The 17595-nt window shown below is 67.4% G+C and carries 18 protein-coding genes; 14 read left to right on the top strand and 4 right to left on the bottom strand.

Annotation, left to right across the window (positions count from 1 at the left end; translation table 11 throughout):
* Nucleotides 1-21 precede the first annotated feature (21 nt).
* The gene (locus tag HWX22_RS16850) at nucleotides 22-768 is read left to right on the top strand and encodes a transporter (protein WP_175909524.1); all 747 of its coding nucleotides are present in this window, start codon (nucleotides 22-24) and stop codon (nucleotides 766-768) included.
* 72 nt (nucleotides 769-840) lie between these two features.
* Here HWX22_RS16850 and HWX22_RS16845 read toward each other — a convergent pair whose 3' ends face one another.
* Complete coding sequence (locus HWX22_RS16845; RefSeq protein ID WP_175916055.1) at nucleotides 841-1125, bottom strand: transcriptional regulator; 285 nt, start codon at nucleotides 1123-1125, stop codon at nucleotides 841-843.
* Between the two features lie 71 nt (nucleotides 1126-1196).
* Nucleotides 1197-2072 carry a LysR substrate-binding domain-containing protein gene (locus HWX22_RS16840; RefSeq protein ID WP_059684736.1) on the bottom strand — a complete coding sequence of 292 codons (876 nt, stop codon included), beginning with the start codon at nucleotides 2070-2072 and terminating at the stop codon, nucleotides 1197-1199.
* A 93-nt stretch (nucleotides 2073-2165) separates the two neighbouring features.
* Here HWX22_RS16840 and HWX22_RS16835 point away from each other — a divergent pair, with 93 nt between their 5' ends.
* From HWX22_RS16835 to HWX22_RS16810, 6 genes are all read left to right on the top strand, one after another.
* Nucleotides 2166-2402: a hypothetical protein gene (locus tag HWX22_RS16835; RefSeq protein ID WP_175916054.1), complete on the top strand. Its 237-nt coding sequence runs from the start codon at nucleotides 2166-2168 to the stop codon at nucleotides 2400-2402.
* 197 nt (nucleotides 2403-2599) lie between these two features.
* On the top strand, nucleotides 2600-3667 hold the full coding sequence (locus tag HWX22_RS16830) for a serine hydrolase (protein WP_175916053.1): 1068 nt from the start codon (nucleotides 2600-2602) through the stop codon (nucleotides 3665-3667).
* A 46-nt stretch (nucleotides 3668-3713) separates the two neighbouring features.
* The gene (locus HWX22_RS16825) at nucleotides 3714-3950 is read left to right on the top strand and encodes a hypothetical protein (RefSeq protein WP_059819270.1); all 237 of its coding nucleotides are present in this window, start codon (nucleotides 3714-3716) and stop codon (nucleotides 3948-3950) included.
* Nucleotides 3951-4043: 93 nt separating this feature from the next.
* Nucleotides 4044-4499 (top strand): MarR family transcriptional regulator, encoded by a 456-nt coding sequence (locus HWX22_RS16820; RefSeq protein ID WP_175916052.1) that lies wholly within the window; start codon nucleotides 4044-4046, stop codon nucleotides 4497-4499.
* Between the two features lie 67 nt (nucleotides 4500-4566).
* Nucleotides 4567-5130 (top strand): isochorismatase family protein, encoded by a 564-nt coding sequence (locus HWX22_RS16815; RefSeq protein WP_059819272.1) that lies wholly within the window; start codon nucleotides 4567-4569, stop codon nucleotides 5128-5130.
* Nucleotides 5127-6581, top strand: a complete 1455-nt coding sequence (locus tag HWX22_RS16810) for a DHA2 family efflux MFS transporter permease subunit (protein ID WP_175909514.1) — start codon at nucleotides 5127-5129, stop codon at nucleotides 6579-6581. Before HWX22_RS16815 ends, HWX22_RS16810 begins: the two co-directional genes overlap by 4 nt.
* A 12-nt stretch (nucleotides 6582-6593) precedes the next feature.
* Here HWX22_RS16810 and HWX22_RS16805 read toward each other — a convergent pair whose 3' ends face one another.
* Nucleotides 6594-7193, bottom strand: coding sequence for a LysE family transporter (locus HWX22_RS16805; protein ID WP_175909513.1), 600 nt, complete (start codon nucleotides 7191-7193; stop codon nucleotides 6594-6596).
* Between the two features lie 95 nt (nucleotides 7194-7288).
* Here HWX22_RS16805 and HWX22_RS16800 point away from each other — a divergent pair, with 95 nt between their 5' ends.
* Together HWX22_RS16800 and HWX22_RS16795 are read left to right on the top strand one after the other, a co-directional pair.
* Nucleotides 7289-8164, top strand: a complete 876-nt coding sequence (locus tag HWX22_RS16800; protein ID WP_175909512.1) for a LysR substrate-binding domain-containing protein — start codon at nucleotides 7289-7291, stop codon at nucleotides 8162-8164.
* Between the two features lie 255 nt (nucleotides 8165-8419).
* The gene (locus HWX22_RS16795; protein WP_175916051.1) at nucleotides 8420-9661 is read left to right on the top strand and encodes a mechanosensitive ion channel family protein; all 1242 of its coding nucleotides are present in this window, start codon (nucleotides 8420-8422) and stop codon (nucleotides 9659-9661) included.
* Nucleotides 9662-9716: 55 nt separating this feature from the next.
* Here the strand turns inward: HWX22_RS16795 and HWX22_RS16790 are convergent, their stop codons facing one another.
* Nucleotides 9717-11138: a PLP-dependent aminotransferase family protein gene (locus HWX22_RS16790; protein WP_059819276.1), complete on the bottom strand. Its 1422-nt coding sequence runs from the start codon at nucleotides 11136-11138 to the stop codon at nucleotides 9717-9719.
* A gap of 152 nt (nucleotides 11139-11290) precedes the next feature.
* Here HWX22_RS16790 and HWX22_RS16785 point away from each other — a divergent pair, with 152 nt between their 5' ends.
* The 5 genes from HWX22_RS16785 to HWX22_RS16765 all read left to right on the top strand — a co-directional run bounded on the left by HWX22_RS16785 (nucleotide 11291) and on the right by HWX22_RS16765 (nucleotide 17592).
* Nucleotides 11291-13615: an FdhF/YdeP family oxidoreductase gene (locus HWX22_RS16785; RefSeq protein ID WP_175916050.1), complete on the top strand. Its 2325-nt coding sequence runs from the start codon at nucleotides 11291-11293 to the stop codon at nucleotides 13613-13615.
* A gap of 226 nt (nucleotides 13616-13841) precedes the next feature.
* A complete protein-coding gene (locus HWX22_RS16780) occupies nucleotides 13842-14171 on the top strand; it encodes a hypothetical protein (RefSeq protein ID WP_175909509.1) in 330 nt (109 codons plus the stop codon).
* A gap of 247 nt (nucleotides 14172-14418) precedes the next feature.
* Entirely contained in the window at nucleotides 14419-14751 is a 333-nt protein-coding gene (locus tag HWX22_RS16775) for a hypothetical protein (protein WP_059819278.1), read from the top strand.
* A gap of 138 nt (nucleotides 14752-14889) precedes the next feature.
* The gene (locus HWX22_RS16770; RefSeq protein ID WP_175916049.1) at nucleotides 14890-16479 is read left to right on the top strand and encodes an ABC transporter substrate-binding protein; all 1590 of its coding nucleotides are present in this window, start codon (nucleotides 14890-14892) and stop codon (nucleotides 16477-16479) included.
* A 231-nt stretch (nucleotides 16480-16710) separates the two neighbouring features.
* The gene (locus HWX22_RS16765; RefSeq protein ID WP_059691311.1) at nucleotides 16711-17592 is read left to right on the top strand and encodes a MurR/RpiR family transcriptional regulator; all 882 of its coding nucleotides are present in this window, start codon (nucleotides 16711-16713) and stop codon (nucleotides 17590-17592) included.
* Nucleotides 17593-17595: the final 3 nt, after the last annotated feature.

Here is a 17595-nt window from a genome sequence, read left to right as displayed (position 1 = left end):
CGACGCACTACAGGTGACGTGATGAAAAGAAGAATGCTTCCGCTCGCGGCCGCGAGCGCCCTCCTCGCGCCGCTGGATGCCTACGCGGCGCATCCGCTCGTCAGCGACGACACGGGCACGCAGGGCAATGCGAACTGGCAATTCGAGTTCAACGGCGAGGAAACCTCGAAACAGGACGAGAACGGCCGCCATCAGTTGTGGAACGCGACGCTCACGCGCGGGCTCGGCGAGCACGTCGATCTCTACGTGAGCGCGCCTTACACGCATCTGCAAACGCGCACCGACGAAAACGGCGCGGGCATCGGCGATGTCGAGATCGGCATGAAATGGCGCTTCGTCGAACGCGGGCCGCTGTCTCTCGCGCTGAAACCGAAGGTGACGATGCCGACCGGCAACGACGGTCGCGGGCTCGGCACGGGCCGTGTCGGCACCGGCGCGACGCTGCTCGCGCAAGCCGACGTCGCGCGCTTTTCGCTGCTCGCGAACGCGGGCCTCGCCTACCAGCCGAATCGCCAGGGCGATCTGCGCTCAGTCTGGGCCGTATCGGCCGCGGCGCTCTACAAGGCAACCGACAAGCTGCAGTTCGTGGCGGACATCGGCCTGTCGCGCAACACCGAAAGCACGGCCGGCGCAAATCCGGCGTTCGTGATCGCGGGTGCGATCTACTCACCGAGGCGCTGGCTCGATCTCGACATCGGCTACCGGCACGGGCTGAACGACCAGACCTACCGTCATTCCGTCATGGGTGGGGTAACGGCGCGGTGGTGATGCCGTGACGATGTGGCCGACGCCGCATGTCTGACCGCACCGCGACGGGCCGCCTTCGGGCGGCCCGTTTTCTCATTTGCCGTCGTTCGCGCCGAACAGTTGCGCGCACACGGCGCGCCCCGCTTCGGTCAATGCGGCGCCGCCGGTGCCGTCGTCGTTCAGCGTCGTCGCGCTCAGGCCGGCGGCGTCGAGTTGCGTCAGCACGCGGCGCAGCGTGCTCATCGGCAATTGCGTGCGCTTCGCGATTTTCGGCAGCGACCACGTCTTGCCGGACGGATCGGCCGCAGCGTCGTGCAGCGTCGCGAGCGTCGCAACGAGTGCGGGATCGAGCGGGGCGTCGTCGGATTCTGAAGTCATCGGTTCGGGTTCGCGTGCCGGCGCGGGACCGGCATTCAGGAAGGATGCAATCGCGGACACTATACGCCCGGTTACGCGCCCTTGATCGCGGCGCGCATGAACGATACGAAACGCGTGGTTACGGGATCGTCACGGCCGGACAGCCATGCCAGCCCGACGCGCCATTTCGCGTCCCTGCCGGCAAGCGGCAATACGGTCGCGTCGCGCAGCAGATACTGCGCACGCGAAGGAATGAACGCGACGCCGACCCCGGCCGCGACCGACGTGAGCACCGATTGCACGTCCTCCGCCTGCTGCGTGACCTGCGGCACGAAGCGCCGCTCGACGCACCACCGGTCGATCTGTGCGGCAAGCCCCGGGCCGCGTGCGCGCTGCAGCGCGATGAAGCCGATCTCGTTGAGCACGTCGAGATCGGCCGGCACGCGCTTGAAGCCGAGGTGCGGCGGCACCGCGAGCGCCAGCCCCTCGTCGATCACCTTGAACGACGACAATCCTTCATCCGACGGCAAACGCAGGAACCCCGCGTCGAGCTTGCCCGCGCGGAGCCGACGAGTTTGCTCGGACGACGACAAGTCGCTCAGCGTGACCGCGATGCCCGGATTGCGGCGCCGGAATTCCGCGACGAGTTTCGGCACGAGCGTCAGCACGGACAGGCAGATGCCGAGCCGCAAATGCCCGCGTTGCCCGCTGGTCGCCTCCCGTGCACGCGCGAGAATCTCGTCGGCGTCGCGCACCAGCGCCTGCGCGTCCGGCAGGAAGCGTTCACCGAACGGCGTCAGCTCCGCGCCGTGCCGACCGCGCTCGAACAGCTTGCCGCCGAGGCTCGCCTCGAGCGCGCCGATCTGCTTGCTCAGCGCCGGCTGGCTCATGTGCAGCGTGTCGGCCGCACGGCTGAAATGGCTGAGTTCGGTGACCGTCAGGAAAGTGCGCAGCAGTTTCAATTCCATTCTTCAAAGGAATCATATTGATCGAAACATTCATTTTACTGATCGAATGGCGTGACGTTCAATACGGAAATGCCCCTTTCGGAGTTACCCACCATGCCTTTCGATCATGCGATCGAGTGCCTGACCGACGTGTCGTGCGACACGGTCGTCGCCGGCGCAAGCGATGCCGGGCCCGACGCGCCGGCGCCCGAGCGCCGCACCGCAGGCGCCGACGGCCGCAGCCGCCGCTTCCGCTTCGGCGATGCGCTGGACGACGTGCGGCCACGTGCCGTCACCGGTTCGATCGCGATCAGCTTCGCGGTCGTGTCGCGGCGGAACTGGCCGCGTTGAATCGCGACACCAGGCGCCCGCCGCCGAACGCACGCGTTCGATCCTCCGCAAAAAAACAGCAGGAATCCGCGCGCATCACGCATCATTGCGTGTACATCCATCGTCATCGCCACGCGATCGACCTTATAATTTCCCGCACCCGCTGACCGCCCACGCATTTCGCGCCGCCGCAACGCGCGCGAAAAGGAGACTTTCGCTTGACCGGCCTCATCGCGCGCCTGCCTCGCGCCCGGACCACCCTGATCATCGCCCTCTCGTTCCTGACACTCGCGTTCGCGACGAACGCGTCCGCGCAGCCGCATCGCACCGCGTCGCCGCATGCGCATGCGAAAGTCGTCAAGAAAAGGCCCGCTCCCCGCAAGCACAAGGCCGTCAAGCATCGCCGCCCGCGCGTGAAGCATCATGCGGTCAAGCGTCACGCGGCGCCCGCACCGCAGCGGCGCGCGAAACGCACGAATGCGGTTCGCCCTCGCCCCGCCGCGAAGCCGCGCCTGCTCGCAAGCTGCGGCTATAGCCCGCGCGCGGTACGCTCGCTGCACTCGCGCGCGGCCTACGTGCTCGATGTCGACTCCGGCACGCCGCTGCTAGCCCGCAACGCACGCACGGTGCGGCCGATCGCGTCGATCTCGAAGCTGATGACGGCCGTCGTCGCGCGCGACGCGGACCGTCCGCTGAACGGCGTGCTGCGCGTCACCTCGCGCGACCGCGACACGATCAAGTTCACCGGTTCGCGGCTGCCGATCGGCGCCGAACTGTCGCGCCGCCAGATGTTCCATATCGCTCTGATGTCGTCGGAAAATCGCGCGGCCGCCGCGCTGAGCCGCGACTATCCGGGCGGCCGCGCCGCGTTCGTGAAGGCGATGAACCGCGAGGCGCGCCAGCTCGGGATGCGCCATACGCATTTCCGCGAGCCGACCGGCCTGTCGCCGCACAACGTGTCGACCGCCGAGGATCTCGCGCGGCTCGTCGCCGCGGCCGCGCAGGATCCGCTGATCCGCTATTTCTCGACGGACGCGTCGACCACCGTGCAGGCCGGCGACGGCGAGCTGCTGTACGTGAACTCCGATCCGCTCGTCCGCCACGGCCGCCTGCCGATCCGGTTGCAGAAAACCGGCTTCATCAACGAATCGGGGCACGGCGTCGTCATGCGCATGCACGTGAAGGGCCGCCGCGAAACGGTCGTGCTGCTCGGCGCGCCGACGCGCGCCGGCGTGTCGAGCGATGCCCTGAAGATCCATCGCTGGCTGGCCTGCTCGATCCAGTAAGCACGACGCGCGCGGCCCGCGTACTCATCCACGAAGGAGCGATGCCATGCCGGACGAATACCGTTTCAACGCATTCGGGCGCCTGCTCGCCGTCGTGCGTTCGAACGGCCGCTGGACCGTGTTCGATCTCGGCACCGACGGCAAGCGACGGCCGGCCAACCTGCAGATTCCGTCCGCGCTCGCCGCGGACGAACTCGCGCAATATCTCGGCGACCTGCTGCACGAGAATGCATCGCCGAAGTACAACGACGTCGTGCCGATTCCGTCGCCGCGCCGCACGTAACGCGCTGCCCACTCCCGCCGCACCGACACACCGCGCATCTTGCACGCCCGCCAAATTCGACAGCTAAACTTGCAAGTTAAACTGTCGTGTTCTATGATTCGCCGCATGACACCACCACGCATACCCGACGTTTCCGCCGATACCGTAGCCGCCGATCTGACCCTCGCGGTCGGGCAGTTGATCCGCCGGCTGCGTTCCGAGATCGAATCCGAAGGGCTCGGCATGTCGCAGACGAGCGCGCTCGCGCGACTAGAACGACAAGGCCCGATGACGACCGCCGATCTCGCCCGCGCCGAGGCGATGAAGCCGCAGTCGATGAAGGCAATTCTCGCGAGCCTCGAGGAAGACGGGCTCGTCGAACGCGAGCCTCATCCGACCGACGGCCGCCAGATCCTGTTCCTGCTGACCGCGGCCGGCCTCGCGGCGCGTCGCAAGCGCGACACCGCGAAGCACAAGTGGCTCGGTGCCGCGATCGAGAAGCTCGCCCCCGAAGACATCCGCACGCTCGCCGCCGCGATTCCGCTGATCCGCCGCATCGGCGAGCAATGACCCGCATGCGTGCCGCGCGGCATCCGCGCGCACGCTTTCCTTCGCCCACTTCACGGAGCATCACGCCATGAGCACGACCCGTCTCGACACGCAAACGGCACTCGTCGTCATCGACCTGCAGAAGGGCATCGTCGCGCTGCCCACCGCCCACCCGGTCGCACCGGTGATCGAACGGACGCGCGAGCTGCTCGACGCCTTCCGTAGCCGCGGCCTGCCGGTCGTGCTCGTCAACGTCGCCGGCAGCGCGCCGGGCCGCACGCAGCAGCAGGTGCGTCTGGATGCCCTTCCCGCCGACTGGGCCGATCTTCTGCCCGAACTGAACCGCCAGCCAAGCGACCATGTCGTGACCAAGAAGACCTGGGGCGCGTTCACCGGCACCGGTCTCGACGCGCACCTGAAAGCCGCCGGCGTCACTCAGATCGTGCTGGCCGGCATCGCGACGAGCATCGGCGTCGAATCGACGGCCCGCCAGGCGCACGAACTCGGCTACAACGTGACGCTCGCGGTCGACGCGATGACCGACCTCAACGCCGACGCGCATACGAACAGCATCGAACGGCTGTTCCCGCGCCTGGGCGAGACGGGCCCGACGCAAGCAATCCTCGCGCTGCTCGACCGGCGCGGCGCGTGAGCGACAAACGCGCTCAGCCGGCGCCGGGCCATGCGGCCGGCCGGCTCGATCCGTCGATCTGGAAAGTCAGCGCCGTCGCGACGCTCGGCTCGCTGCTGTCGCAACTCGACGCGACGATCGTCAACGTATCGCTGGCGAGCCTCGCGACCGATCTGCACGCAAGCCTGTCGACGATCCAGTGGGTGACGAGCGGCTACCTGCTCGCCCTCACACTGGTGTTGCCGCTGAACGGCTGGCTGGTCGACCGCATCGGCGCGAAGGCGCTGTACCTGTGGTGTTTCTCCGCGTTCACGCTGACGTCGGCGCTGTGCGGGCTCGCGTGGTCCGCGCCGTCGCTGATCGCATTCCGCGTGCTGCAGGGCGTCAGCGGCGGGCTGCTCGCACCGATGGCGCAGATGATGATCGCGCGCGTGGCCGGCCAGCAGATGGCACGCGTGATCGGTTATGCGGCCGTGCCCGTGCTGATCGCGCCTATCCTCGGGCCGGTCGTCGCCGGTGCGATCCTGCAGCACGCCTCGTGGCGCTGGCTGTTTCTCGTGAATCTGCCGGTCGGTGCACTGGCGCTTGCGCTGGCCGTATGGTTCCTGCCCGGCGACCGCGACGAAACGCAGCGGCGCGAACTCGACTGGGTCGGCCTCGCGCTGCTGTCGCCGGCGCTCGTGCTGTTCCTGTATGGCGCCGAGCGCATCGACGCGGTGCCCGGCATCGCCGCGATCATGGGTTCGGTGCTGCTGCTCGCCGCGTTCCTGCGCGTCGAGCGGCGCAAAAGCGAGCATGCGCTGATTGATCTCGCGCTGTTTCGCTCGCGCGTATTCGGCGCGGCCGCTGCCACGCAGTTCCTGTCGAACGGCGCGATCTACGCGGGCCAGATGCTGATTCCGGTGTTCCTGATCAAAGCGTGCGGCCGCTCGCCCGGCGAGATGGGCTGGCTGCTGGCGCCGCTCGGGCTCGGCATGCTCGTCACCTTTCCGTCGATGGGCGCGCTGACCAGCCGGTTCGGCGTGCGCCGGCTGGCCGCCGCCGGCGCGCTGCTCGCGCTCGCCGCGACGCTGCCGTTCGTGTATCTGGCGCTGGCCGGCTACGATCCCTACGTGCTGGTGCCCGCGCTGTTTCTGCGCGGAATGGGCCAGAGCGCAATCGGCGCACCGTCGATTTCCGCCGCGTATGCGTCGGTCGAGCGGCGCAACCTGCCGATGGCGACGACGTCGCTCAATATCGTCCAGCGCCTCGGCGGCCCGACGTTCACGACGATGTGCACGCTGTTTCTCGCGTGGCGGCTGCAGGCCGAATCCGCGTCGACGGGTGGCACGCACGGGGCCGCCTACGCGTGGGCGTTCGGCATGCTTTGCGCACTGCATGCGGCGAGCTTCGTGACGACGCTGCGGCTGCCGCGATGGTCGAGCGGCGCGGGCGGGCGACCGGCGGGGGCCGCGCGGGCCGGTTCGCGGTGAATGCCGGGGCCGCTACTGCAACCACATCGGCACGATCGACGCCGCGAGCAGGATGCCCAACCCGGCATTCACGCAACGCCACTGCCGCTCCGTACGCAGCACGCGCGCGAACAGCAGCCCGGCACAACACCAGAGCGACAGCGACGCCATCGCCGCCACGCCGAATGCCAGCCCGAGCAACGCACCGAGCCTCACGGGGCCGGACGCCAGCGCGGCGAACGACGCGGCCGCGCCGAGCGTCATCGCCCAGCCCTTCGGGTTGTGCCACAGCATCCAGACGCCGCTGACGAACCCTTGCGGCCGTTGCACGGCCGCGGCGACGCCCGGCTTGCCGCCGCGCGCGATGCGCGCGGCCAGCCACACCAGATAGAGCGAGCCGAGCACCTTCATCCCGAGCTGCAGCGCAGGCAGCGCCAGCAACACGCTGCCGAGCCCGGCCGCGGCAGCGGCGGCCATCGATGCCAGGCCGGCCGCGATGCCCCCCATCATCGGCAACGAACGCCGATAACCGAAATGCGCGCCGGATGCTGTCGCCAGCGTCGTCGCGCCACCCGGCGTCACCGTGGACACGATCACGAACAGCATCAGCGGCAAGTAGTCTTGAAGCGGCACGCGGGCTCCCGGTCGTGGTCGTCGAAGCCCCGTTTTACCCGCGATCCACGCATTACCACAGCGAAAGCTTTTTATGCCTGTCATTAGCATCCATAATGCGATCCATGGTACGTAACCTCGACATCGCCCTGCTTCGCGCCTTCGTCACGGTCGCCGATCACGGCAGCATGACAGCGGCGAGCCGCGCGCTGCATCTGACGCAAGGCGCGATCAGCCAGCAGGTCGCGCGGCTCGAAACGCTGTCCGGCCCGCTGTTCGTGCGCGAGCATCGCAACCTGCTGCTCACGGCGGACGGCGAACGTCTGCTCGCGCAGGCGCGCCGGCTGCTCGCCGCGCACGACGCGCTGCTGACCGACATGACGGCCGGAGCGATGGAAGGCGCCGTGCGGATCGGCGCGCCGCAGGATCTCGTCGGCAGCTGTCTCGCGCCGATCCTGAAAGGCTATGCGCACGCGCATCCGCAAGTCACGCTGTCGCTCGTGTGCGCGGCGTCGCCCGAACTGCGCAAGTCGCTCAGGCAGGGCGAGATCGATGTCGCGTTGATCGAGGCGCCGGTCGGCCCGTCGCGCGGCGAATGCGTCGCCGTCGACCGTCTGGTCTGGGTCGGCGCGAAAGGCGGCAGCGCCCACTTGCGGACGCCGCTGCCCGTGTCGATGGTCGACCGGACCTGCGCGTTCCGCCCGACCGTTCTCGACGCATTGCGTGCCTGCGACCGCGCGTGGCGCACGGTGTTCGAGAACGGCAGCATCGACGCGACGGCCGCGACCGTGCGCTCCGATCTCGCGGTGACCGTCTGGCTCGCGTCCACCGTGCCGGCCGATCTCGACATCCTGCCCGCCGACTGCGGCCTGCCCGCGCTGCCGAACTTCGCAATCAACCTCCATCTGCCGCGCGGCCAGCACACGCCGGCTGCGGCGGAACTGGCCCGTCACCTGCGCAACGGCTTCGCGCGCGTGCGCGCGGCTGCCTAGCCTTCTTCCCCGCTCGCCGCCACGCGACATGAGCCTCGCGCGGGCACTGCATGGCGAACGCGCAATGTGTTGCGCCGCATGAAAACAACGCAGTGCGACGTAACGCTGAAAATGTTCCGGAGCCCTACGTCATGCGTTCGCGACATCAGGCCGGAACCCGATGGCACAATCACGGTCCCTTACATGTGCCCTTCATCGGGCGCACGCCGCATCGCGGCGCAGATTCAACACACGAGAAGGACCCTGCCTGACCTTATGACCCTGAACGAATCCTGGTTTGCGCCGCTCGTCGGCATCCTCATCCTGCTCGCTGCCGCCGGCGCGATCACGGCCACCGCCCATTTCCTCCTGTTCCGCGTGGTCGCGCGTCTTGCGCGGCTGTCGGCCACCCGCATCGACGACGCGCTGTTCGAGTTCGGCGCATTCAAGTGGCTGAACCGCATCGTGCCGTTCGTCGTGATCAAGCTCGGCCTCGGCGCGGTGCCGGGCATCCCCGCCGTGGCCGCGCAAGCCGCCGACAAGGTGCTGTTCGCGCTGATCGTGTTCCTGGTGTCGATGACGATCAGCGCGACGCTGTCCGCGCTCGAGCACACGCATCGCACGAGCCGGCGCGACCAGCCGCGCTTGTCGCTGAAAGGCGCGATGCAGCTCGTCAAGCTCGTGATGTTCATCACGGCCGCGCTCGTCGTGATCGGCGACGCGACCGGCAAGCAGATCGGCCTGCTGCTGTCGGGCATCGGCGCGATGTCGGCGGTGCTGATGCTGATCTTCAAGGACACGCTGCTCGGCCTCGTCGCCGGCGTGCAACTGTCGTCGAACGACATGCTGCGGATCGGCGACTGGATCACGATGCCATCGGCCGGCGCGGACGGCACCGTCATCGACATCACGCTGAACACGGTCAAGGTCGCGAACTTCGATCACACGATCATCACGGTGCCGACCTGGAAGCTGATCACCGAGAGCTACCAGAACTGGCGCGGGATGACCGAGGCCGGCGGGCGCCGCATCAAGCGCGCGCTGTTCGTCGACGCGACGAGCGTGCGCTTTCTCGGCAACGACGAGATCGAACGGCTCGAACGCCTGACGCTCCTGAAGGACTACCTGGAAGACAAGGTCGATGCGATCGCGCAATGGAACGGCACGCTCGGCGCGGCCGGCGAATGCCAGGCGAACCGCCGCCAACTGACGAATCTCGGCACGTTCCGCGCGTACGTTGCGAACTATCTGAAAGGCCATCCGCGAATCCGCCGCGACATGACATGCATGGCGCGCCAGCTGCCGCTGACGGCCGAGGGCATTCCGCTCGAACTGTATTGCTTCACCGACACGACGACCTGGGTCGACTACGAGGCGATCCAGTCCGATCTGTTCGATCACCTGATCGCGGTGCTGCCCGAGTTCGGGCTGCGCGTGTACCAGCATCCGTCGGGCTTCGACATGCGCCGGATGGCCGGCGCGGCGCAAGCCGAACTGTCGGCGCCGCACGCGCGGTAATGCTCGGCGCGACGGCCCGCAACGGGCCGGTGCGCTCGCCACCGCATCGGGCCGCTCACCGCCCCGCGCACTCGGCCGCGAGCCGCCCCACCACCTTCAACGCGTCCTCGATCTGCCGCGACCACGGATAGCTGTAGTTGAGCCGGATGAAGTGCCGGTAATCGGCGGTGGCCGAGAACATGTGGCCGGGCCCGATCGTGATCCCCTGCGCGAGCGCGCGCCCATACAGCTTCATCGCGTCGACCTGCGGCGGCAGCTCGACCCACAGCACGTACCCGCCCTGCGGCTGCGACAATCGCGTACCTTCCGGGAAGAAGCGCCGCACCATCGCGCTCATCAGGCTCGCCTGCTGCGCATACTGCTTGCGCATCCGCCGCAGGTGGAAATCGTAGCCGTCGTGCTTCAGGTATTCGGCGATCGCGAGCTGCTCGATCGCGGGCGTCGCGAGCGTGTTCAGGAATTTCAGCTTCTCGACCTGGTCGCGGTAGCGGCCCGGCATCGCCCAGCCGATCCGGTAGCGCGGCGACAGGCTCTTGGTGAACGACGCGCAATGCAGCACGAGGCCGTCGCGGTCGTACGACTTCAGCGCGCTCGGCGTCGTGTCGCCGTAATGCAGCTCGTGATAGACGTCGCTCTCGATCGCGGGCACGTCATGCTTCGCGAGCAGCTCGACGAGCGCGCGCTTGCGCGCATCGGGCATCTGGAAGCCGAGCGGATTGTGGAAATTCGGCATCACCATGCATGCGGCGATGCGCTCGCGCGCGAGAATCCGTTCGAGCGCGTCGAGATCGATGCCGTCGCCCGGATGGGTCGCCACCTCGAGCGCGCGCATGCCCATCCGCTCGATCGCATGCAGCATCGCGTAGAACGTCGGCGACTCCACCGCGATCGTGTCGCCGGGCTTTGCAACGGCCTGCAGGCACAGGTTGATCGCCTCCGTCGCGCCGATCGTCACCACGATCTCGCCCGGCTCGACCGGGATCCCGCGCTCCGCGTAGCGCCGCGCGATCTGGCGGATCAGCTCCTGGTTGCCGGGCGGCAGGTCGTCGATCACGCCCCAGCGCGTGCGGCGCCGGCCGATCGCCTGGGCGTAGCGCGCGAGACGCTGCACCGGGAACTGCGACGCATCGGGATACGGCGAACCGAGCGGCACCGCGTCGTCGCGCGCGATCGAGCGCAGCGTCGACAGCACGAGCCGGCTCACGTCCACCGCCGACGGTTCGGCGGTCGGCGCCGACACGTGCAGCTCGGCCTGCGCCGGCGCCGTGGCCCGCGCCCGCACGAAGTAGCCCGACTGCGGCCGGCTCTCGATCAGCCCACGGCTCTCGAGCACGAGATACGCGCGCAGCACGGTCGTGACGCTGAGCTGCTGCTGCCGGCTCGCCTGGCGCACCGACGGAATCCGCTCGCCGGGCCGGTACACGCCGCGCTCGATCTGCGCCTGCAGATCGTCGGCCAGTTGTTCGTAACGCTTCACGCGCCTCCCTTTCAACATCCCTTCAACAACACAGTTGCGGCCGCCACCACCTGACCGGCCGAAACTGTACTCTTTTTTGAAGACGAAAGGTGTACACACAGCGGCCGCCGCACCGCGCGTACTCTCCGTGCATCGACCCCGACACACGCATCATGAAAAAGAAATCCGCCGCCGCGCGCATCGAACCGTACACCCACCCGGCCGCCGGCTGGGGCGCGCTGAAAGCCGTCACGATCAACCTGATCAAGGAAAAGGTCAGCGGCGGCAACTACCGCACGCTGCTGCGCCAGAACCAGCCGGACGGCTTCGACTGCCCGGGCTGCGCGTGGCCCGACCGCCAGCATGCGTCGACGTTCGAATTCTGCGAGAACGGCGTGAAGGCCGTGGCCGCCGAGGCGACGAGCAAGCGCGTGACGCCCGAATTCTTCGCCGCGCACACCGTCGCCGAGCTGCTCGAACAGACGGATTTCGAACTCGAACAGCACGGCCGCCTGACCGACCCGATGGTGTACGACGCGCGGACCGACCGCTACGTGCCGATCGCGTGGGACGACGCGTTCGAGCTGATCGCACGCCACCTGCGCGCGCTGCCGGACCCGAATCAGGCGGCGTTCTACACGTCCGGCCGTGCGAGCAACGAGGCGGCGTTCCTGTATCAGCTGCTGGTGCGGCGCTACGGCACCAACAACTTCCCCGACTGCTCGAACATGTGCCACGAGGCGACGAGCCGCGGGCTGCCGGCGTCGGTCGGCGTCGGCAAGGGCACCGTCACGCTCGACGATTTCGAGCACGCGGACATGCTGCTGATCTTCGGCCAGAATCCGGCGACCAACCATCCGCGGATGATGGGCGAACTGCGCGAATGCGCGAAGCGCGGCGCGACGATCGTGTCGATCAACCCGCTGAAGGAACGCGGGCTCGAGCGCTTCGCCGATCCGCAAAGCCCGCTCGAGATGCTGACGATGTCGGGCACCAACATCGCGTCGACCTTCATCCAGCCGACGATCGGCGGCGATTTCGCGCTGATCAAGGGAATGGCGAAGCGCGTGCTCGAACTCGACGACGCCGCGCACGCCGCCGGTGCGCCACGCGTGCTCGACACGGCGTTCATCGGCGAGCACACGGCCGGCTTCGATGCGTTCGCCGACGATCTGCGCAACGAAAGCTGGTCCGCGCTGACGGCCGAAAGCGGCGTGTCGTATGAGCAGATCGACGGCCTCGCGCAACGCTATGCACGCAGCGAGCGCGTGATCGCGACCTGGGGGATGGGCATCACCCAGCACAAGCATTCGGTCGCGACCGTGCAGATGCTGACGAACCTGATGCTGATGCGCGGCAACATCGGCCGTCCCGGTGCGGGCCTGTGCCCGGTGCGCGGCCACTCGAACGTGCAGGGCAACCGCACGGTCGGTATCGAGGAAAAACCGTCGCAGGCGTTCCTCGACCGGCTCGGCCACGTGTTCGACTTCGAGCCGCCGCGCGAGCACGGCTACGACGTCGTCGAAACCATCGAAGGCATGCTCGAAGGCCACGTGAAAGTGCTGATCGGTCTCGGCGGCAACTTCGCGATGGCGACGCCCGACACGCCGCGCACGTGGGAAGGCATGCGCCGCTGCGATCTCTCCGTGCACATCACGACGAAGCTGAACCGCAGCCACCTGATCCACGGCCGCGATGCGCTGATCCTGCCGACGCTCGGCCGCACCGAGATCGACCTGCAGGACAACGTCGCGCAGGGCGTGACGGTCGAGGATTCGATGAGCATGGTCCACGTGTCGTACGGGATGAACAAACCGGCGTCGCCGAACCTGATGTCGGAGCCCGCGATCGTCGCGCACATCGGCCATGCGCTGTTCGGCAGCGGCGAGATCGACTGGCTCGCGTACAAGGACGACTACGCGAAGATCCGCGACGCGATCGAGGCGACCGTCGACGGCTTCTACGACTACAACACGCGCATCGCGCGGCCGGGCGGTTTCCACCTGCGCGTCGCGTCGCGCGACCGCGAATGGCTGACGCCGACGGGCAAGGCGAACTTCATCGCGCACGCGCTGCCGACCGACACGCCGATCCAGCGCGCCCGCGCGCTGCACGGCGAGCGCCTGATGACGCTGATGACGACGCGTTCGCACGACCAGTACAACACGACCGTCTACGGGCTGGACGACCGCTATCGCGGCGTATTCGGCCAGCGTCGCGTGGTGTTCGTCAACCGCGACGACCTCGCGATGCTCGGCCTGAAGGCCGGCGAATGGGTCGACATGGAAACCGTGTGGCACGACGGCATCGAGCGGCGCGCGGACGGTTTCCTGCTCGTCGAATACGACATCCCGCGCGGCTGTATCGGCGCGTACTACCCGGAAACGAACCCGCTGGTGCCGCTCGACAGCGTCGGCGACGTGTGCAACACGCCGACGTCGAAGTCGGTGCCCGTGCTGCTGCATCGCGCGGCCGCGCCGGCGTCTGCCGCTGCCTGACGGAGCGCCGCGATGATCGTTCGGCCGCGCGAGCACTGGCTGCGGATGCTCGACGCGCGCCTCGACGATCTCGTGTCGATGGCGAGCGGCTGCGAGCGCATCGCATCGACGCAGTAATAAAGACTTGCAATCGATACAGCCGGAAACGTCAACAGCCGGGGCCCGCACAGCGTTTTTTTCGACAAGCGCGCACGTTTCGTGACGCGCAACGACAGGAGAAAACGTCATGCGAGCCCTTACCCGCCATCTCGCGATCGCCGCCACCCTGATGTCGGTACTGACCGGCACCGCGTTCGCCGAAACGCCGTGGCAGCAAGCGCATCCGCGCCGCGAAGAGGTCAACCAGCGTCTCGCCAACCAGAATCGCCGGATCCATCAGGAAGTGAAGGAAGGCGAGATGTCGCACGCCCAGGCCGCGCGCCTGCACCGTGACGACCGCAAGATCCGCCAGGAAGAGCGGGACATGGCCGCGCAGGATCACGGCCACATTACGCAGAGCGAAAAGCACGTGCTGAACCAGCAGGAAAACGCGGTCAGCCACAAGATCGGCCAGTAACGCCGGCAAGCGTCGATTCGCCATCGCTTGAAACGCCCGCTGCCGCCGTGCGACAGCGGGCGCTTGTTGTTGTATCGAATCGTTTCAGCAGGCCGTTCGCGTCAAGTGCCGCGGGTATACTCCGACGTCAGCCGCCACCCGCATCGACCGTCAAGAACGGCACGATTCCGGCGGTTTCGTCGCGAAGCTCCGCGTTTCGCGTACCCCGCGCCCCAGCCTCGACACGAGACACACGACGATCCCGATCATGAAACGATTCCTGCTGCTCCTTCCCGCCGCCCTGCTCGCCGCCTGCGGCTCGACGCCCTCGTCCGATTCTGCCGCGTCCGGCTCGGCGCCGATGATCTACGTGTCGTCGGCGCGCCCGGCCCACGCGATCGCCAACTGCCTCGACAGCCGCCTGTCCGGCACCGAGCAATCGCAGCACAACGGCGTGACCGACATCACCGTCGGGTCGCGCTCGTACTTCGTCACGCTCACGCCATCGGGTAACGGGTCGGTCGTCAAGGTCGTGCGCGGCTCGGGCAGCGAGCCGGCCGAGGAAGCGATGCGCTTCGCGATCGCGCGCTGCGTGATCTGACCGCCGCCGGTGCCGGGCACCCCGCCCGGCCCGCAAGCCGCGTCATCCGGGCGCCGTCATGCGCGCCCGTCGAATTTTTTCATCCGGGCCGCCGTCGATGAGAGAATCGCACCACGATTCCCTTTCCACGGAGCCCGCATGAAGCATCTGCTGTCCCGGCTGTTCGTCAGCGCCGCGCTCGTCGCGCTTGTTCCGGCGCTGCCGGCGCAGGCCGCGACGCCGCCCGGCATCTTCGTCGTCGCCACCCAGCTCGGCGAATTCACGACTCTCGACCCGAGCGAAATCTACGAGCTCGTGCCGTCCGAGTACGTCGCGAACACCTACGAACGGCTCGTGCGGGTCGACCTGAAGGACCCGACGCGCTTCGACGGGCAGATCGCGCAATCCTGGTCGGTCGGCGCCGACGGCGTCACCTACACGTTCAAGCTGCGCCCCGGCCTCACGTTCCACTCCGGCAACCCGGTCACCGCCGACGACGTCGCGTGGTCACTGCAGCGCACCGTCCTGCTCGACAAGGGCCCGGCCGGCGTGCTCGCCGATCTCGGCCTCACGAAGGCGAACGTGATGCAGAAGGTGCGCGCGGTCGACCCGCAGACCTTCGTGCTCGAAACCGACCGCAAGTACGCGCCGAGCTTCGTGCTCAACGTGCTGAGCGCGTGTCCGGCGTCGGTGCTCGACAAGAAGCTGCTGATGTCACATCAGCAAGGCAGCGATTTCGGCAGCGCCTGGCTGAAGACCAACGACGCGGGCTCGGGCCCGTACCAGCTCGTCAAGTGGACGCCGAACGAAAGCATCGTGCTGCAGCGTTTCGACAAGTACCGGGCGCCGTACCCGATGAAGCGCGTCGTGCTGCGCCACGTGCCCGAGGCCTCCGCGCAGCGGTTGCTGCTGGAAAACGGCGACGTCGACGCCGCGCGCAACCTGAGCCCCGACAGCCTCGCCTCGCTGACCAAGGCCGGCAAGATCAAGGTCGCGTCGTGGCCGGTGTCCGCGCTGCTGTACCTGAGCCTGAATACGAGGAACCCGAATCTCGCGAAACCCGACGTGCAACAGGCGATGAAGTGGCTGGTCGACTACGACGGCATCCAGCGCAATATCGTCAGCACGACGTACAAAGTGCACGAGACCTTCCTGCCCGAAGGCTTCCTCGGCACGCTGAATTCGAATCCGTACAAGCTCAACGTCGCGAAGGCGAAGGCGCTGCTCGCGAAAGCCGGCTTGCCGAACGGATTCGACGTGACGATGGACATGCCGAACGATTATCCGTACCTCGAGATCGCACAGGCACTGCAGGCGAACTTCGCGCAGGGCGGCATCCGCGTGAAGCTGATCCCGGGCGATGCGAAGCAGGCGATCGGCAAGTACCGGGCGCGCCAGCACGACATCTTCATCGGCGAATGGTCGCCCGACTACATGGACCCGAACAGCAACGCGCGCGGCTTCGCCTGGAATCCTGACAATTCCGACCAGTCGAAGACGAAGATGCTCGCATGGCGCAACAGCTGGGACATCCCGCAATTGACGAAGGACACCGAGGCCGCGCTCGTCGAGCCGTCGCCCGCGAAGCGCGCACATCGTTACGAGGCTCTGCAGAAGGCCGTGCTCGCGAACTCGCCGTTCATCATCATGTTCGAGAAGGTCGTGCAGGTCGCGACGCGCCCCGGCACGACCGGGCCGGAGATCGGACCGATCAACGACCTCGTGTCGTACCGGACGTTGGCAAAATAAGGCCGGCTGCGCGGCGAAACACCCCGCAAATTATCCCTGTCATGCACGAATGCGAAACATGCGTGACAGGGATAAATTTCTCTGCCGCCCATCGCGATCCTGTCGTCGGGCGCGCACACCTGCCCCTATCACCCTCCGCCAAACCATAGTTTTTATCCGCTGGCGCGAATGATTTTGGCTTTGTTAGATGGATGACATCGAATCATCCGATGACAAATATCTAACAGCCCGATGACCTGCGCGTTCGCCCATACCGTCGAATCCCGCTTTGCCGACCTGACGCCGACCGCGAAGCGCATCGCGAGCTACATGCTCGCGAACCTCGACCGTCTCGGGCTCGAAACGGCCGACCAGATCGCGCAGCAGACCGGCACCAGCGGCATCTCCGTCGGTCGTTTCCTGCGCAGCATCGGCTACCGCAACCTCGACGACCTGAAACGCGAACTGCGCGGCGGCAGCGACCGCCCGTGGATGATCACCGACCGCCTCGACGAATACCGCCGCACCGCCGGCGCGCACGCGAACGCCGGCGACAGCGACCATGGCGACGGCACGCTTGCATCGTCGCTCGATCGCGAACTCGATGCGATCCGCCACGTCTACCGGCTCGCGGAAGAACCCGTGTTCGCGCAGGTCGCGGACCGGATCGCGCATGCCGACGCCGTATTCATCCTCGGCATCCAGTCAACCCGCGGCATCAGCAACGCGTTCAGCAGTTATCTGGAATACCTGCGCCCGCGCGTGTTCTATTCCGACGGCCAGTCGGGCTCGTACGTCGATTCGCTGAATTCCGAATTCGAGCGGCCGTACTGCATCGTCACCGATACGCGCGCCTATTCGCGCAGCGCGCGCCGCTATTGCCAGGCGGCCGCCGAACGCGGCCAGCCGTTCGCGCTGGTCACCGATCTCTATTGCCCGTGGGCACGCGAATGGCCGGCCGACCTGCTGCAGGTGAAGACCGACGTCGGCCAGTTCTGGGATTCGCTCGCGCCGCTCACGTGCCTGTTCAACCTGCTGATCACCGCCGTGGTCGACCGCCTCGGTCCCGCGATCGACCGGCGCGTCGCGCGCAACCGCGAACTGCAGCGCACCTTCGACCAATTCGAATCCTGAGCG

It is taken from the genome of Burkholderia sp. BCC1638, assembly GCF_902833195.1.
In the GTDB taxonomy this organism is placed as follows: Bacteria; Pseudomonadota; Gammaproteobacteria; order Burkholderiales; family Burkholderiaceae; genus Burkholderia; species Burkholderia diffusa.
Note: the sequence above shows the minus strand (reverse complement) of the source record. Positions and strands in the feature narration are given on the sequence as shown.

Bases quoted from the DNA above. Each gene is read 5' to 3' on its own strand.
- HWX22_RS16835 (WP_175916054.1), top strand. From the start codon at position 2,166: ATGCCTTTCGATCATGCGATCGAGTGCCTGACCGACGTGTCGTGCGAC.
- HWX22_RS16820 (WP_175916052.1), top strand. From the start codon at position 4,044: ATGATTCGCCGCATGACACCACCACGCATACCCGACGTTTCCGCCGAT.
- HWX22_RS16780 (WP_175909509.1), top strand. From the start codon at position 13,842: ATGCGAGCCCTTACCCGCCATCTCGCGATCGCCGCCACCCTGATGTCG.
- HWX22_RS16795 (WP_175916051.1), top strand. From the start codon at position 8,420: ATGACCCTGAACGAATCCTGGTTTGCGCCGCTCGTCGGCATCCTCATC.
- HWX22_RS16770 (WP_175916049.1), top strand. From the start codon at position 14,890: ATGAAGCATCTGCTGTCCCGGCTGTTCGTCAGCGCCGCGCTCGTCGCG.
- HWX22_RS16825 (WP_059819270.1), top strand. From the start codon at position 3,714: ATGCCGGACGAATACCGTTTCAACGCATTCGGGCGCCTGCTCGCCGTC.
- HWX22_RS16800 (WP_175909512.1), top strand. From the start codon at position 7,289: ATGCGATCCATGGTACGTAACCTCGACATCGCCCTGCTTCGCGCCTTC.
- HWX22_RS16775 (WP_059819278.1), top strand. From the start codon at position 14,419: ATGAAACGATTCCTGCTGCTCCTTCCCGCCGCCCTGCTCGCCGCCTGC.
- HWX22_RS16815 (WP_059819272.1), top strand. From the start codon at position 4,567: ATGAGCACGACCCGTCTCGACACGCAAACGGCACTCGTCGTCATCGAC.
- HWX22_RS16785 (WP_175916050.1), top strand. From the start codon at position 11,291: ATGAAAAAGAAATCCGCCGCCGCGCGCATCGAACCGTACACCCACCCG.
- HWX22_RS16765 (WP_059691311.1), top strand. From the start codon at position 16,711: ATGACCTGCGCGTTCGCCCATACCGTCGAATCCCGCTTTGCCGACCTG.
- HWX22_RS16850 (WP_175909524.1), top strand. From the start codon at position 22: ATGAAAAGAAGAATGCTTCCGCTCGCGGCCGCGAGCGCCCTCCTCGCG.
- HWX22_RS16845 (WP_175916055.1), bottom strand. From the start codon at position 1,125: ATGACTTCAGAATCCGACGACGCCCCGCTCGATCCCGCACTCGTTGCG.
- HWX22_RS16840 (WP_059684736.1), bottom strand. From the start codon at position 2,072: ATGGAATTGAAACTGCTGCGCACTTTCCTGACGGTCACCGAACTCAGC.